Raw genomic sequence first — 14,801 nt, forward strand, 5'->3', positions numbered from 1 at the left:
CGGGCGCCGGCGGGGCGGGCCCCCCCGGGGCCCGCGCCGCCCCCCCCCCCGGCGAGGCGTCGGAAATCCGGCGCATTCAGAAAGCACATCGACGTTAAAGAGAAAGGGGGTACGGCCGATACATCCTCCGTGCACCTCCCGAGAACGTCCATGTACTCACGCATTTTCATCCGTCTGGCCGCCCCCCTGGCCTTGACCCTGCTGCTCCCCTTCGCCATCGGTTTCGAATGGCCGGCCGCCCTGCGTTGGGCGATCCTGACCACGATGACGCTGAGCTGGCTGGGCTTTGCGTGGTGGACCACCCGCGCCCAGGCGCAGCGTTCCCCGGAACATGCCCGTGTCCTGCGTGAGCAGGACCAGCTGCTGACCGAACTGCGCAGCTTCGTCGGCAACGAGATCGACGGCTCGCGTGGCGAAGTCGAACGCGCCCGTGACCTGATCCGCCAGGCCGTCTCCAGCCTGGGTGGCAGCTTCGATGCGATGAACCGCAAGTCGCGCCAGCAGAGCCAGGCCCTGTCGCGCATCGTCGACCGCGCCGGTGACGAAGGCAATGCCGGCCTCGACGTCGCCCGCTTCGCCCAGCACGCCAACCACCGCATGGAACAGCTGGTGGAAGCGCTGGAACAGGTGAGCGGCCAGAGCAGCACCACCGTGCAGCACATCGACCAGATGGCCCAGCACCTGGACGGCATCTTCGCCCTGCTGGAAGACGTCAAGTCGATTGCCGACCAGACCAACCTGCTGGCGCTGAACGCGGCCATCGAAGCGGCCCGTGCCGGTGAAGCCGGTCGTGGCTTCGCGGTGGTGGCCGACGAAGTGCGCAACCTGTCCGAGCGCTCGACCACCTTCAACGAACAGATCCGCAAGCTGGCCCACAGCTCCAAGGACGCCATCGCCAAGGTGCGCGAGACCGTCTCGCACATGGCCTCGCGTGACATGGACCGTTCCCGCGAAGCACGCCAGGAAGCGGCGGCGATGCTGGACAACGTGGCGCAGATCAATGCCTCGCTGGGCGACGGCATGCGCGAAGTGTCCGAGTGCGCCCGTTCGATCGATGGCAGCGTGGCCGAGGCCGTGCGCGCCCTGCAGTTCGAGGATATCGCCACCCAGGCCCTGGGCGGCGTGCACACCCACCTGGACCGCCTGACCGCGATCAACCGCGAAGCCGTGGCCCTGCAGGAACTGCTGCACCGTAACGGCGGCGTGTTCGACGAAGAGATCGCCACCGCCCTGCAGCGCACCGGCAGCCGCCTGCGCGAACTGCGCAGCGAGTGGGAGCGCCCGCCGCACAAGCCGGTGGCCCAGCAGAACATGGGCGCCGGCACGGTCGAGCTGTTCTGATCCTGATGTCCGCTGCCTGCTCCGGCAGCCCGCAAGGCCCCGGTCACACCGGGGCCTTTGCCTGTAATCTGCCGTTGGAAGCCCCTGACCCGCGCACCATGACCCTGATCCGCGCCCTGCCCCCGATCGACCCCAACGAACGCCCGCGCAACCCCAGCGTGCGCGAACAGCTGCAGCAGCTGGAGGCGGTCGCACGCGAGGAGATCGAGGAACTGAGGCAGCTGGCCGATGCCCGCCCTGCCCCGTCGGCGCCTGCGGGTGAGCTGTTGGGGATGGCCTGGGATCTTGGGCTGGATGGGGATGCGTTGAGGTAGATCCACGCCGCGCGTGGATGGCGCTCGCCGCCAGACGTTCCAGACTCATGGCATGATCCGCCCACGCCACCTACGGCTGGACACGGAGTGTCGTCGCATGAGCACCACGTTCATGACCTGGCTGGGATTCGTCGCCATGATCGTCATCGCGGTCTGTTTCACCTGGCGCCCCGCCTACGCCACCTTGCGGCCACCCCGGCATCGGCCTGTCGCGTTCCTGTTCGGCAGCCTGGTGTTCCTGCTGATGGCCTTCATGTTCGCCTGGTTGCCGGCAAACGCCATCGACACCGGGCATATCCATGTGAGCCATCGCCGCGCCGGCACCCTTGATGCGTGGCGGGAAATCGAGCCGATCACCTTCTGGCTGATCATCGTGGCGGAGTATCTGTGCGGGCTGCTGATCGCCAGCTATGCCATCGCAGGCATTGCGTTGATGGATCGGTAGAGCCACGCCACGCGTGGATGGCTTTCATCCGCCGGTATGACGCCTGGCCCTCGCCGCAACATCCACGCATGGCGTGGATCTACCAGGGTGGCGAAATCGTTGTGGCATGATTCGCCGGTCCCGTTCATGGAAGACCGATGGCCCTCGCCCTGATCGCCCTGCTGCTGGTCGAAGTCCTGCTGCTTGTCAGGTGGGCGCCGTTCTTCTTCGGCACCGGCCTTGCCCTGTTCAACCAGCGCATTGCTGCATCTCCGGCCGAGCTGGCCCAGCTCTCGCTGGGTGGGCTTGAGCATGACCTTCCGGACGAGAAGTGGATGCGCCTGGTGTTTCATGCACTGCCTGATGGCAGCGTCGCGTTCCGCGAGAGCTACGCCCCGCATTTTTGGGGCCGCTACTTCCCGCTGCTGCGCGGCCAGCTGGTGGTCGACAAGCGGCGCCGCGAAGTGCGGGTGATTGGCCGATGCAGCTGGTTCGCGCTGGTGTTTACCGCGATGCTGCTGCCGATCGTCCTGGTGCGCCCGATGGCGTGGCCGATGGTGGTGTTCCTGCTGGTGTTCTACATGGGGTATTACATCCAGCGGCGACGCTATGCCGGCGTTGTTGAAGCGGTGCGCGCGCGGCTGCGGTCGGAGTTCCCACGACGGTTCATCGACCAGTAGATCCACGCCATGCGTGGATGAGCGCCAATGCGGCCATCCGTGCCGACCAACGGTCGGCACCCACCAGGGCAATGTCCGGCAGTAGATCCACACCATGCGTGGATCCCTCCGGGAGAATCACGATTTTCGGACTGTTTGCATGGACCGTGATCGATCCGCCCTTCACCGTGAAGGGCCGATTCCGGTTCAGATCGCCCAGTCCGATGACCAGCACCGCCCTCAGCCTTTCGGTCGCTTTGCAGCTTCCGGTGACTACCGCGCCCTTGACCCTGGATCCTGATTCTCTCGCTACGCTTCAGCAGGCGCTGCAGGCATTTGGGGAGTTCCAGCAGCCCTATTCCGCTCCGGTCGATGCGTACGACCCTGACGCAGGAATGACTGATGCGGCAGTTGAAGTGTCCGCCGGCTGCGTGCACGAAGGCCCGGCAGTCATCATTCTTGACGATGATGCCCAGCAAGCGCCGCGACGCTATCTTGTCCTTGAGGCACCGTGGCATGAGCTTCCAACGGGCGCGCTGCTGCTTGTCTCCGGAAGCAAGGCGAGCGCCATTCCAGCCCAGGAATCGAACCTGGAGCTCGCACGGGTCGAGAGCATGCTCACATTCCTCGACCTGCTGTCGAAAGGTCCGGAACCCTGGGATCACCCGGACACCTGCTCGGCAGTCACGGATACCGATGCTTCCGCCTCGTTCGTGACGAGCCTTCTTGATCAACTCCGGGCCAGCACTCCAGGTTCGCCTGTTGCCGACAGCATGCTGACCCTCTGGAAAGGCAGGTTTCCCGACGCATTGCTGGCGCTGTGGCAGCGCGACGGTCTCGCGCGCTATCACGATGACCGACTGGCCTTGGTCGACCCTGCGCGGTACGACGCAGTGCTCGCCGCCTTTCTGGCAGGTAGCCCTCTATGGGGTAAAGATGATTTCCATGTCTATGCGATCGCGCCATTCGGCCAGATGCTGATCTGTGGCGAGCGAACCGGCGTCGAACTCACGTTTGAACCCCACGAAGGTTACCTGTGCGCACCTGCACTACTGACGCGCACAGCAAGCAGCATCGAGCGCAACAGGCGCCTGCACGACTTCCTGCTGGCATTGGATGATAACGAACTGGATGTCCTGGGCGCGGATGGGGAACTCATGTGCTGGCGAGCCCGTGAGCTACTCGGGCCACTGGGCAAAGAAGAGGTTTACACCTCGACGGAGCCGGTATCAGGGCAAGGCTGGCGCCTGGGCAGCCTGGTAAAGCGCCAGGCACTGGATGTGCTCGCAGAGCTCGCACAGCGCTACTGAGAGCGGGCACTTTGGACGCGCGTGCCAGCATCCTGCCGACCAAGGCAAAGCCCGGCAGTAGATCCACGCCATGCGTGGATGGTCGCGAGCGCGGGCATCAGTGCCGACCAACGGTCGGCCCCCACCAAGGGCAGAGACCAGAGCCGCCGGGCATGGCCCGGCGCTACCGTTACATGGTCGGCACCCACCAGGGCACAGATCTGTGCCGCCGGGCATGGCCCGGCGCTACCGCTAGCGCGCCAGGGCGACTTCCGGGGTGGCGTGCTGCTGGCGCAGCCACAGTGCCAGGTCGCGCGGGCTGAGCGGGCGTGAGTACAGGTAGCCCTGGATCTCGTCGCAGCCCTGCCGGCGCAGCATGTCTTCTTCCTGGTGCGTTTCCACGCCTTCGGCCACCACCTTCATGCCCAGCGCGTGACCGAGGTGGACGATGGCCTGGGTGACTTCGGCCGTGCCCGTGTCGTGCAGCATGCCCTGCACGAAACTGCGGTCGATCTTCAGGCGCCCCACCGGGAAGCGGTTGAGGTAATGCAGGTTGGAGAAGCCGGTGCCGAAGTCGTCCACCGCCAGCGGCACGCCGTGCCGTTCCAGCACGTCGAAACAGTGGCGCAGGATGTCGGTGTCACGGATCAGCGCCGATTCGGTCAGTTCCAGCTCCAGCCGCTGCGGCGGCCAGCCATGGGCGTGGCAGATTTCGATCACACGCTCGGCGAACCCGCGGTCACGCAGCTGCACGGCCGAGACGTTCACCGCGATGCGCTCGAAACGCAGGCCGGCACGATCCCACGCCGCCGCCTGGCGGCAGGCTTCGGACAGCACCCAGTCGCCGATGCGGACGATCTCGCCGCACTTCTCGGCAATGGGAATGAACTCGGCCGGGCTGCAGTAGCCCACGCCGGGACGATGCCAGCGCAGCAGCGCTTCGATCGCCGGCGGTTCACCGTGGTGGGCATGCAGCAGCGGCTGGTAGGCCAGGCTGAATTCCTCGCGCTCGATGGCGCCGTGCAGGCCGTGCTCGATCTCCAGCCGGCGCTGGATGCGCGCCAGGGCGTCCTGGCTGTAGTACTGATACGTGTTGCGCCCGGCTTCCTTGGCCGCGTACATCGCCGCGTCGGCGGCACGCAGCAGGGAGTCGAAATCGGTCTGGCTGTCGCCGAGCATGGCGATGCCCACGCTGGCGCCGACCTTCAGGGTGGTATCGCCACGGCGCAGCGGCTCGGCCAGCGAGCCGATCAGCTTGCGTGCCACGTGGCCGGCATCCTCCGGCTCGGCCAGGTCGCGCAGCACCACGATGAATTCGTCGCCGCTGAAGCGGCCGAACAGATCGTTGTTGCGCAGGTTCTGGTGCAGGCGGGTGGCCGCGGCCTTCAGCAGCGCATCGCCGGTGGCGTGGCCGAAGCTGTCGTTGATGTTCTTGAAGCCATCCAGGTCAATGAACAGCATCGCCAGCGAGGTGCCACGGTCGCGGGCCTCCTCGATGGCCTCGGCGGTCTGCTCGCCCAGCAGCACGCGGTTGGGCAGGCCGGTCAGCAGGTCGTAGTGGGCCAGCAGCTCGATGCGCTCATTGGCTTCGCGCTCGCGGGTGATGTCACGGAACAGGACCACGAAGCGCGGCGGCAGGCCGTCGCGGCGATCCAGTTCAATCAACACCTGCACCCACACGCGCAGGCCGGACTGGCGGTAGAAGCACAGGTCCAGCTGTTCGGGCAGGCCACCACCGGCAATACGCAGCAGCGCCGCCTCGAAGTGCGCGCGCGAATCCTCGGTGTACAGCGCCAGTGCCTGGTCCAGGGTGATCGGCTCCTTGCGCAGGCCGTGGATGCGGTAGCACTCCTCGGTCCACTGCATGTGCCGGGTGCTGACTTCGATCTCGCAGCCACCGATGCGGCCCAGCGCGGAGACGCGGTTCAGCAGCTCGGTGCGCCAACGGATGAGCGCATCGGTCTGGTGCTGTTCGGTGATGTTCTGCACCTGGCCCAGCAGGCGCTTGGGATGGCCATCCATGTCCAGCAGCGGCTGCATCCACAGGCGCAGGTGCTGGGACGGCTCGCTGCCGCGGGTCAGTTCCAGTTCCAGGTTGGCGGCACGGCCGTCGCGCCACAGCCGGCGCCAGGCCGCACGCAGCGCGCCGCGCGAACGCGGGTGCAGCTGCTTGAGCCAGCGCCGCTGGCCGGGCACTTCGCCAGGTGCCAGGGCCAGCAGCGAGCGCAGCTCGGGCGACCACCAGAACCGGTGGTTGGTGGGGTCGAACGACCAGCTGCCCATGCTGGCGATGCGCTGGGCCTCGCTCAGGTGCAGCTGCTGTTCCTGCAGCAGCGCTTCCAGCTGTTTCTGCTGCTCGATGTCGGTATGGGTGCCGACCATGCGCAGCGGCTGCCCATCGGCGGTACGCGCAACCACGCGACCGCGGTCGAGCACCCAGCGCCACTGGCCATCCTCCTGGCGGAAGCGGAACTGGGCGCTGTACTGCTCGCTGTGGCCGCGCAGGTGCTCGTCCAGCGCCGCACGCATGTCGGCCAGGTCATCGCTGTGGACGCGGGAAATGATGTTGTTGGCAGTCTCCTCCACCAGCGAAGGCGTCCGTACCACCCGGTCGCTGGGAATGTCCCAGTCCCACAGGCTGTGGCCGGCGCTCTCCAGCGCCAGTTCCCAACGGCCACCGGCATCGACCGGCACCGGCTCGGGCACGCTGAGGGTGAAGGCCAGCAGGTTGCCGCTGCCATCGTGCACGGCGCGCAGATAGCCGTCGTAGTGGCCGCGCGGGCCGCCCGGCACGGTGCAGGCGACGATGCCACCGTCGGCCGCCAGCAGGCGCAGGTCCTCCAGCATCGGCGCGTAGGCGGCCACCGTCGCCGGCAGGCCGTGTTCGCGCGCGGCCGGATTGGCTGCAAGCGGACGGCCGCCACGGTCGACGATGACCAGCGCCGAGGCAAGCGGGTGCTGCAGCAGGCTGGCGATGATCCCTTGGTCCACGCGATGTTGCTCCGGAATGGCGCGCCCGACAGCGGGGCACGCAGTGGTTAACGGCGCCTGCGGCGGATAATTGAGTGCCTGGACGCGGTCGCGCGTTAATATGGCTGGCGCCCCCTCCCCCTGCCCTGTCCATGCCCGCAGAACCGACCGGCACCGCCCCCGCTCCCGACCCGCAGATGGCGAAGGCGCTGGGTCGTGACCGCCGTCGGGTGGTGCTGACCTATCTGATGCTGGCGCTGGCCTGGATGATCGCCACCGATGGCGCCATGGCGGCACTGATATCGGACCCGCGGCAGCTGGCGTTCTGGCAGACCGTGAAGGACGCCTTCTTCGCCTTTGCCAGCGCCGGCCTGCTGTACCTGCTGCTGCGCCCGTTGGCCGAGCATGTGCTGCGCACCCATGCGCGCCTGCAGGGCTCGGAGCTGCGCCTGCGGCAGATGTTCGAGGGCAACCCCGGACCGATCCTGGTCTACGACCTGGACAGCCTGGCCATCCTCGACGCCAACCCGGCCGCCTGCCTGGCCTTCGGCTGGGAGCGCGACGCGCTGCTGGAGCAGACCATCGACGTGCTGTGGCCACCCGGCGACAGGCTGATCCTGCAGAACAAGCTGGAGGCGATCCGCGAGGCGCCCGAGCAGATCTGCGTGCTGCGCACCCCGCTGCAGCTGCGCGATGGCAGCCGCCGGCAGATGGAACTGCGCTCGAACGCGATCGACTACGACGGCCACAACGCCCGCCTGCTGATCGCCATCGACCGCACCGCCGAGGACCTGGCCCAGCTGCGCCGCGACCAGGCCCTGGCCCGCGTGGAAGAGGCACACGAGCTGGCGCGCATCGGCGCTTGGGAGCTGGACCCTTCCAGCGGCCACGGCCGCTACTCCAGCCAGGTGTACCGCCTGCTGGGCCGCCGCCCGCCCGAGGCGCGGCGCTGGCATCGCTTCGATGAACTACTGGTGCCGGCCGATCCGACCACGGCCGCGCAGACCGAACAGCTGCTGGCCGAGCTGTGCACCGACCCCAAGCTGCAGGTGGATGTGCTGCTGCCCGTGCTGTCGATGGATGGCCGTACCCTGATGGTGCACCTGCGCGCGGCCTGTGGCACGGACGAGGCCGGCCGCGAGCGGGTGCTCGGCACCCTGCAGGACGTGACCGAGCGCGAGCAGTCGCGGCGCCTGCTGCGTGAGCGCGAGGAGCAGTTCCGCGAGCTGGTGCGGGTGCTCCCCGACGGCGTGGTGATCCTGTCCGACGAGCACGTGCTGTACGCCAACGCCTGGGCCGCCGCCCTGTTCGGCTATGGCAGCCAGACCCTGCTGGGCGAACCGCTGGATGCACTGGTGGACCCGGCGGAACTGGACCGGGTGCGCCTGCAGCTGCGCGCCGGCCAGCCGCAGCACAGCCCCGGGCACAACAGCGTGGTGGTGATGCAGCGCGCCGATGGCCGCCGCTTCCACGCCGGCCTGGCGGTGGGCGAAGTGCGCTACGGCGGCCGCGACTGCAAGCTGCTGATCGTGCGTGACCTGAGCGAATCCGAGCGCACGCGCACCGCGCTGGAAACCAGCAACCGCGAACTGCAGGCCATGGCCGGCCGCCTGTTCTCGCTGCAGGAGGACGAACGCCGCGCCATCTCGCGCGACCTGCACGATGACATCGGCCAGGCCATCACCGCCATCAAGCTTTCCGCCTACGCCGCGCAGGATGAAGCAGACGCACGACGCCGCAGCGAGGACCTGGCGCAGATCGTCAGCCTGGCCGATACCACCGTGGCCAAGCTGCGCGACATCTCCACCCTGCTGCGCCCGCCGCAGCTCGACGCCCTGGGCCTGGAGGCGGCACTGAGCTGGCAGGCACGGGTGCTGTTCCGTTCCTCGCCGGTGGAGCTGCTGGCCGAGATCGACACCCTGCCCTCGCGCCCGGACAACAGCATCGAACAGGCCTGTTTCCGCATCGCCCAGGAAAGTCTGACCAACGTGCTGCGCCACGCCCGTGCCAGCCAGGTGCAGCTGCAGCTGCGCGATGTCGACCAGCGCGGCCTGCACCTGCTGATCCGCGATGACGGCGAGGGTTTCGACCCGGACGGCCCTCGCGGCCTGGGCCTGATCGTGATGCGCGAACGTGCGCAGAGCGTCGGCGGCAACGTCCGCATCGAGTCGGCGCATGGCGCCGGTACGCTCGTCGACGTCCATCTACCTTACCAGGCGGTCACTGCGACCGCCGCTGATTCCCCGGAACACTGAGCCATGTGGAACCCCAACATGCCCCCTGTCAGCATCGACGACGCCCCCGATCGGTTGGGCGCCGGCAACCCCGAGCTGCAGGCCATGGTCACCGAAGCCGCCTCCGGCGGCACCCCGCTGATGCTGATGCACGTGGATATCGACCACTTCGCATCGGTCAACGAAAACATGAGTGCCGAGGTCGGCGACCAGGCGCTGGTGCTGGTCGCGCAGCGCCTGCAGTCCTACCTGCGCGGCCGCGGCAAGCTGTGGCGCCACGGCAGCGATGAATTCCTGCTGGCCGTGCCGCGCACCGCCGACCTGCCGCTGCCGGAAGACTTCGCCGAAGAAATCCGCCAGCAGATGGAGCTGCCGCTGTCGGTGCTGCCGTACACGCTGTTCATGACCGGCAAGCTGGGCGTGAGCCTGTGCCCGGAGCACGCCAGCAACGCCTCGCGCCTGCTCGACCATGCCGAGGATGCGCTGTACCAGGCGGCCCGCGAAGGCGGCAATGCGGTGCGCATCCACGCGGTGGACACCCCGCCGAGCGCGCACAGCGAGAGCATCATCGCCCGCCAGATCGTCGATGCGATCCCCAATGGCGAACTCAAGCTGCGCTACCAGCCGCTGGTCAGCGCCCGCGACGGCCACGTGGTGGGCATGGAAGCGCTGCTGCGCTGGCAGTCACCGACCCTGGGCATGCTGGTGCCGGAGCGCTTCATGCGCACCGCCGAGCGCCTCGGCATCATCGTGCAGATCGGCACCTGGGTGCTGGAAGGTGCACTGAAGCAGGCGCGGCTGTGGCGCGACCAGGGCTTCGATGACTTCACCATCGCGGTGAACGTGTCGACCCTGCAGCTGCTGCGCCCGAACTTCTTCGCCGAGGTGATGGGACTGATCCAGGCCGCGGGCGTGCCGGCGCAGATGCTGACGCTGGAGATCAACGAAAGCGCGCTGACCAACAACGTCAACTTCGTCCACGAGACCCTGGCCAACCTGCGCAACGAAGGCATCAGCCTGAGTCTGGACAACTTCGGCACCGGCGACTCCAGCCTCAGCGCGCTGGTGCGCTACCCGGTGGACAAGCTGAAGATCGACCGCAGCTTCATCAAGAGCGCGCCGGCCGGCAATCGCGAGGCCGCCATCGCCCGCGCGATCATCGCCATGGGCCACCAGCTGGGCATGACGGTGATCGCCAACGGCGTGGAATCGCAGGCGCAGCTGGGCTTCCTGCGTCGCAACGACTGCGACGTGTTCCAGGGCTACCTGTTCGGCGAGCCGATGTCGGCCGATGCCGCCGGCATGACCCTGCGCCGCCGCTACCTGCGCCCGGAAGCGTTCGCCGAGACCCGTCCGGACCGCACCCTGCTGCTGCTGGACGACGAGGAGAACGTGCTGCGTTCGCTGGTGCGCCTGTTCCGTCGCGATGGCTACCGCATCCTGGCCGCCGGCAACGTGCGCGATGCGTTCGACCTGCTGGCGATCAACGACGTGCAGGTGATCCTGTCCGACCAGCGCATGAGCGACATGAGCGGCACCGAGTTCCTGGGCCGGGTGAAGATGCTGTACCCGGATACGATCCGCTTGGTGCTGTCCGGCTACACCGATCTGAACACGGTGACCGATGCAATCAACCGCGGCGCGATCTACCGCTTCCTGACCAAGCCCTGGAACGACGATGAGCTGCGCAAGCACATCCACCAGGCGTTCCGCACGTACGAGGAACAGCGACGCAGCAATGCCGGGCCGACGGCGGTGGAAGCGGCGGATGCAGGCGAGGATCGCTCGCCGCTGCGGTGAGGGAAGCCGCCGGGCGTGCTGTCCAGGTCGATGCGGCCGTGGTGCTTGTTGATGATGCTGTAGGAGATCGACAAACCCAGGCCGGTGCCGCTGCCCACCGGCTTGGTGGTGAAGAACGGATCGAAGATGCGCTGGCGCAGCTCCGGCGAAATACCGCCACCGGTGTCCTCGAACTCCACCCAGACCGTGTCGCCGTCCACCCCGGTGCGCACGGTGATGGTGCCGCGCTCGGCAATGGCATGGCCTGCGTTGAGCAGCAGGTTCATGTAGACCTGGTTGAGTTCCGAAGGCAGGCATTCCACCAGCGGCAGCTGGCCGAACTCGCGGTGCAGGGTCACCTTGTACTTGAGCTCGTTCCAGATGATGTTGATGGTCGATTCCAGGCCGGAATGCAGGTCCACCAGCTTCCACGACTCGTCACGGCCGGAATACGAGAAGTCCTTCAGGTCGCGCACGATGCGGGTCACCCGCTCGATGCCCTCGCGCGATTCGGCCATCAGCTGCGGCAGGTCGCGGCTGATGAAATCGATGTCCAGGCGGTCACGGATATCGTCGATTTCCGGGATCAGCGCCTTCGGATCCGGCGCGCGCAGGGCCCGCTCGTACGCTTCGATGACGGTGAACAGGCTGCGCAGGTATTCCTGCAGGCTGCCCAGGTTGGAGTGCACGTAGCCGATCGGGTTGTTGATCTCATGCGCCACGCCGGCGGCGAGCTGGCCGATGGAGGCCATCTTTTCCGACTGCAGCAGCTTTTCCTGGGTGCCGTTCAGGCGCAGGTAGGCCTGGCGAAGCTCGGCGTGGCGCTGCTGCAGCTCGCGCTCGTAGTCTTCCTGCCCCTCGATGGGGCGGAACAGGGCCAGGTAGTGGCCGCTGCCCGGCTGGCCGTGGTGGTACAGGTGGGCGATGACCACGCCCTCGCCGACCGGCAGGCTGCCGTTCCACTGACCGTGCAGGCGGGCCTGCTCCAGCGCATCCGGCGGCAGCAGCTCACGCAGGCGCTGCGGCGCGGGGCCGGTGGTCTCGTTGCTGCCCAGCAGGTTCTGTGCGGCCGGATTGGCCAGGGCGACCTGCCCGTCTTCGGTGAACAGCAGCATGCCTTCGCGCACGCGCTCCAGCAGGGCCTGCAGCACCGGCTGCGGCGGAAGGGGGGCGGTAACCAGGGCGTTGGCGGCGGACACGGCGACTCGGGGGCTTGCGAACAGGCGCCCAATATACGCGCTGCCGCGCCATCGCAGCAGCCCACCGGCTGCTGCCGGCGGCCGGTGGGTCGATCAGGCGACGGCCAGCGGCCGGCGTGCGTTGACCGTGTGGGCCTGGCCCTTGGCGTCGTACGACGAGGATGCCTCGGTGCGGCCGAGCTGGCGCAGCGCCCAGTCGACCTCGCGGCGGCGGCGCGACAGCAGCACGCCGTTGGCGCGGTTGCGCTCGGCCAGCGCCTGCAGCTGCTCGCCCTCGCCCACCGGCGGGGTGGAATCCAGGGCGCGCAGTGCTTCCAGCTTGGCGCCGGTCGCGCGGATCAGCGCGTGCACATCGTGCTCGACCAGGGCCTGATGCTCGACATCCAGGGCCTGGGCAAGTCGCTGAAGATGTTCACTCATCGCCGCGGTCATCCCTGCAGCTGCTGGTCCAGTTCGAGCATGCGCGATGCGATCGCGTCCGGATTGATCTTGTAGCTGCCGTTCTGCAGCGACTCGCGCACGGCGGCGACACGCTGGGTGTCGATGGCCGGGGCGGTGCTCAGCTCGCGCTCGAGCGCCTGCAGGTTGGTGGCCTCGCCGGTCAGGCGCAGGCTATCCGCAGCCTCCACCGGGCGCGCCGGCGCATCGCCGCTGACGCCGGGCTTGGTGGCCGGGGTCGTCACGCTGCGCAGTGCCTGGGGGACCTGCAGGTTGCCGTCGATTTTCTGGCTCATGGGATGTCCTGGAGTTGCCGTTCACAAGGGATAACGGCCGCTGGGCCGTGATCTTTAGGGAAATCTCTTACTTTTTCAACGCGCCACGATTACGTCACCATGGGCGTCCACGGTCCCCTGCACGATGCGGCGGGAGGACAGGTTCTCTACCGAAACTCGGTCGTTCTCGCCCGCATCGCCCATCGCCCGGCCGGCAATGCGCACTTCGACCGAACCGCGCCGCGACACCAGGGCCACGTTGTCTCCTCGCTTGATGAGACGCTCGGTGACCAGGTCGTTGGCCGACAGCAGGCTTCCGGCCTGCAGGGGCCGACGGGCAATGCGACCGACCGCCGCGGCGGGATCGGACAGCACGGCACCGGCGATCCGTGCGGCGTCACGCTGGACAGTGCTGATATCGGCCGCGGCCAGGGTTTCTCCAGTGGCAATGCCACGGGTGAGCACCAGCACGGCCTGGTTGTGGCGCACCTTCACCGGCACGAACAGGCGCCAGCCGCCGGCATCGGGGCAGCTGACCTCCACCGTGGTGTTGGCGGTGGGCTGCACCTGCAGGGCCGACCCGCAGCGCGGCAGGCGCATTGCATCGGCCACCACGGCCTCGCCCTCGGCGCCGGCTGGCAGGGTCGACAGCGCCGCTGTACGGATGCTGGCGACCGGCTGCCAGTCGGTGGCGGCCGCCCATGGCGAGACAAACGCCAGGGCGATGGCCAATAGAGATGTGATCCGGCGCATGGCGCCTCCTGTTCGGTAAGACCTGGCCGGGTGCGTGCAAGTGGCGTGCCAGAGGCTCTTGTAGAGTCGAGCCGTGCTCGACTGCTTTGGACATGAATGCCAGTCGAGCATGGCTCGACTCTACAAAAGCGCTCAAGTTCGGCCGCCCCCACGCCGATACAGCAGCCATGTCCCATGACCTGCTCAACCGGATCGACCAGCGGACCCGACTGGCCGGCCACAATCGCCTGGCGCTGCTGCTGTTCCGTCTCGGCGGACGTCAGCTTTTTGGCGTCAACGTCTTCAAGGTGCAGGAAGTCCTGCGCCGCCCGGAGCTGTTCCAGGTGCCCGGCCTGCCCGGCCAGTTCGCCGGCGTGGCCGACGTGCGGGGCCGCTCGGTGCCGGTGCTGGACCTGGGCCTGGCCATCGGCCACCCCGAGCGTGAGCCGGACGCGGACACTGCCCCCGGCTACCTGGTGGTGACCGAGTTCAACCGCTCCATCCAGGGCTTCCTGGTGAGCGGGGTCGAGCGCATCGTCAACATCGCGGTGGAGGACATCCACCCGCCGCCGGAGCTGGGCGCCGAATCGAGCTACCTGACCGCGGTGACCCGCTTCCAGGGCGAGCTGATCCAGGTGATCGACGTGGAAAGCGTGCTGGCCGACATCGCCCAGATACGCGGCGAGGCGGTGCTGGACCCGACCATGGCCATGCCCGCCGACGCCCCCCAGCTGCAGGTGCTGGTGGTGGACGACTCGCGCGTGGCCCGCCAGCAGATCCGCAGCGTGCTGGACCAGCTGGGGGTGGGCGCCACACTGCTGTCCGATGGCAAGCAGGCGCTGGACCACCTGCTGCAGATCCACGCCTCGGGCGAAAACCCGGCCGACCGCTACGCCATGGTGATCTCGGACATCGAGATGCCGGCCATGGACGGCTACACGCTGACGACGGAAATCCGGCGCCACGCCGGCCTGTCCGGGCTGTATGTGCTGCTGCACACCTCCCTGTCAGGCGTATTCAACAATGCGATGGTGGAGCGCGTGGGCGCCAACGCCTTCGTGGCCAAGTACTCGCCGCACGAGCTGGCCGACTTCGTGCTGGACCGCCTGCGCAAGGTGGCGATGGCGGCGTAAGGCCGCCCCACGCC

At 67.8% G+C, this 14,801-nt stretch carries 12 protein-coding genes and 1 pseudogene; 8 read left to right on the forward strand and 5 right to left on the reverse strand.

Annotated features, from left to right (window positions below; all coding sequences use genetic code 11):
• Positions 1-150: 150 nt before the first annotated feature.
• The 5 genes from IAE56_RS17705 to IAE56_RS17725 all read left to right on the forward strand — a co-directional run bounded on the left by IAE56_RS17705 (position 151) and on the right by IAE56_RS17725 (position 4,048).
• A complete protein-coding gene (locus IAE56_RS17705; RefSeq protein ID WP_108768827.1) occupies positions 151-1,341 on the forward strand; it encodes a methyl-accepting chemotaxis protein in 1,191 nt (396 codons plus the stop codon).
• A gap of 98 nt (positions 1,342-1,439) precedes the next feature.
• Complete coding sequence (locus IAE56_RS17710; RefSeq protein ID WP_200753436.1) at positions 1,440-1,655, forward strand: hypothetical protein; 216 nt, start codon at positions 1,440-1,442, stop codon at positions 1,653-1,655.
• 97 nt (positions 1,656-1,752) lie between these two features.
• Positions 1,753-2,100, forward strand: coding sequence for a hypothetical protein (locus IAE56_RS17715; protein WP_200753437.1), 348 nt, complete (start codon positions 1,753-1,755; stop codon positions 2,098-2,100).
• A gap of 137 nt (positions 2,101-2,237) precedes the next feature.
• Complete coding sequence (locus IAE56_RS17720; RefSeq protein WP_200753438.1) at positions 2,238-2,759, forward strand: hypothetical protein; 522 nt, start codon at positions 2,238-2,240, stop codon at positions 2,757-2,759.
• 203 nt (positions 2,760-2,962) lie between these two features.
• Entirely contained in the window at positions 2,963-4,048 is a 1,086-nt protein-coding gene (locus IAE56_RS17725) for a GAD-like domain-containing protein (RefSeq protein ID WP_200753439.1), read from the forward strand.
• A 231-nt stretch (positions 4,049-4,279) separates the two neighbouring features.
• On the opposite strand, the gene IAE56_RS17730 is transcribed toward IAE56_RS17725, so the two are convergent.
• Positions 4,280-7,018 carry a GGDEF domain-containing phosphodiesterase gene (locus IAE56_RS17730; protein ID WP_200753440.1) on the reverse strand — a complete coding sequence of 913 codons (2,739 nt, stop codon included), beginning with the start codon at positions 7,016-7,018 and terminating at the stop codon, positions 4,280-4,282.
• A 131-nt stretch (positions 7,019-7,149) separates the two neighbouring features.
• Between IAE56_RS17730 and IAE56_RS17735 the strand changes: the two genes are divergently transcribed.
• Together IAE56_RS17735 and IAE56_RS17740 are read left to right on the forward strand one after the other, a co-directional pair.
• A complete protein-coding gene (locus IAE56_RS17735) occupies positions 7,150-9,252 on the forward strand; it encodes a PAS domain-containing sensor histidine kinase (protein ID WP_200753441.1) in 2,103 nt (700 codons plus the stop codon).
• 3 nt (positions 9,253-9,255) lie between these two features.
• Entirely contained in the window at positions 9,256-11,031 is a 1,776-nt protein-coding gene (locus IAE56_RS17740; protein WP_108768823.1) for an EAL domain-containing protein, read from the forward strand.
• Positions 11,032-11,039: 8 nt separating this feature from the next.
• Here the strand turns inward: IAE56_RS17740 and IAE56_RS17745 are convergent.
• The 4 genes and pseudogenes from IAE56_RS17745 to flgA form a co-directional block, all read right to left on the reverse strand.
• Positions 11,040-12,209, reverse strand: a pseudogene (locus IAE56_RS17745) (ATP-binding protein); the annotation flags it as partial.
• A gap of 93 nt (positions 12,210-12,302) precedes the next feature.
• Positions 12,303-12,641, reverse strand: a complete 339-nt coding sequence (locus IAE56_RS17750) for a flagellar protein FlgN (protein WP_108768821.1) — start codon at positions 12,639-12,641, stop codon at positions 12,303-12,305.
• The gene (gene flgM / locus IAE56_RS17755; protein WP_079221847.1) at positions 12,638-12,943 is read right to left on the reverse strand and encodes a flagellar biosynthesis anti-sigma factor FlgM; all 306 of its coding nucleotides are present in this window, start codon (positions 12,941-12,943) and stop codon (positions 12,638-12,640) included. Before flgM ends, IAE56_RS17750 begins: the two co-directional genes overlap by 4 nt.
• A gap of 75 nt (positions 12,944-13,018) precedes the next feature.
• Positions 13,019-13,675, reverse strand: coding sequence for a flagellar basal body P-ring formation chaperone FlgA (gene flgA, locus IAE56_RS17760; protein WP_200753442.1), 657 nt, complete (start codon positions 13,673-13,675; stop codon positions 13,019-13,021).
• Between the two features lie 167 nt (positions 13,676-13,842).
• Here flgA and IAE56_RS17765 point away from each other — a divergent pair, with 167 nt between their 5' ends.
• The gene (locus tag IAE56_RS17765; protein ID WP_079221845.1) at positions 13,843-14,787 is read left to right on the forward strand and encodes a chemotaxis protein; all 945 of its coding nucleotides are present in this window, start codon (positions 13,843-13,845) and stop codon (positions 14,785-14,787) included.
• The last annotated feature ends 14 nt before the right edge of the window (positions 14,788-14,801 follow it).

The organism is Stenotrophomonas sp. S41 (genome assembly GCF_016624625.1).
Taxonomy (GTDB): Bacteria; Pseudomonadota; Gammaproteobacteria; order Xanthomonadales; family Xanthomonadaceae; genus Stenotrophomonas.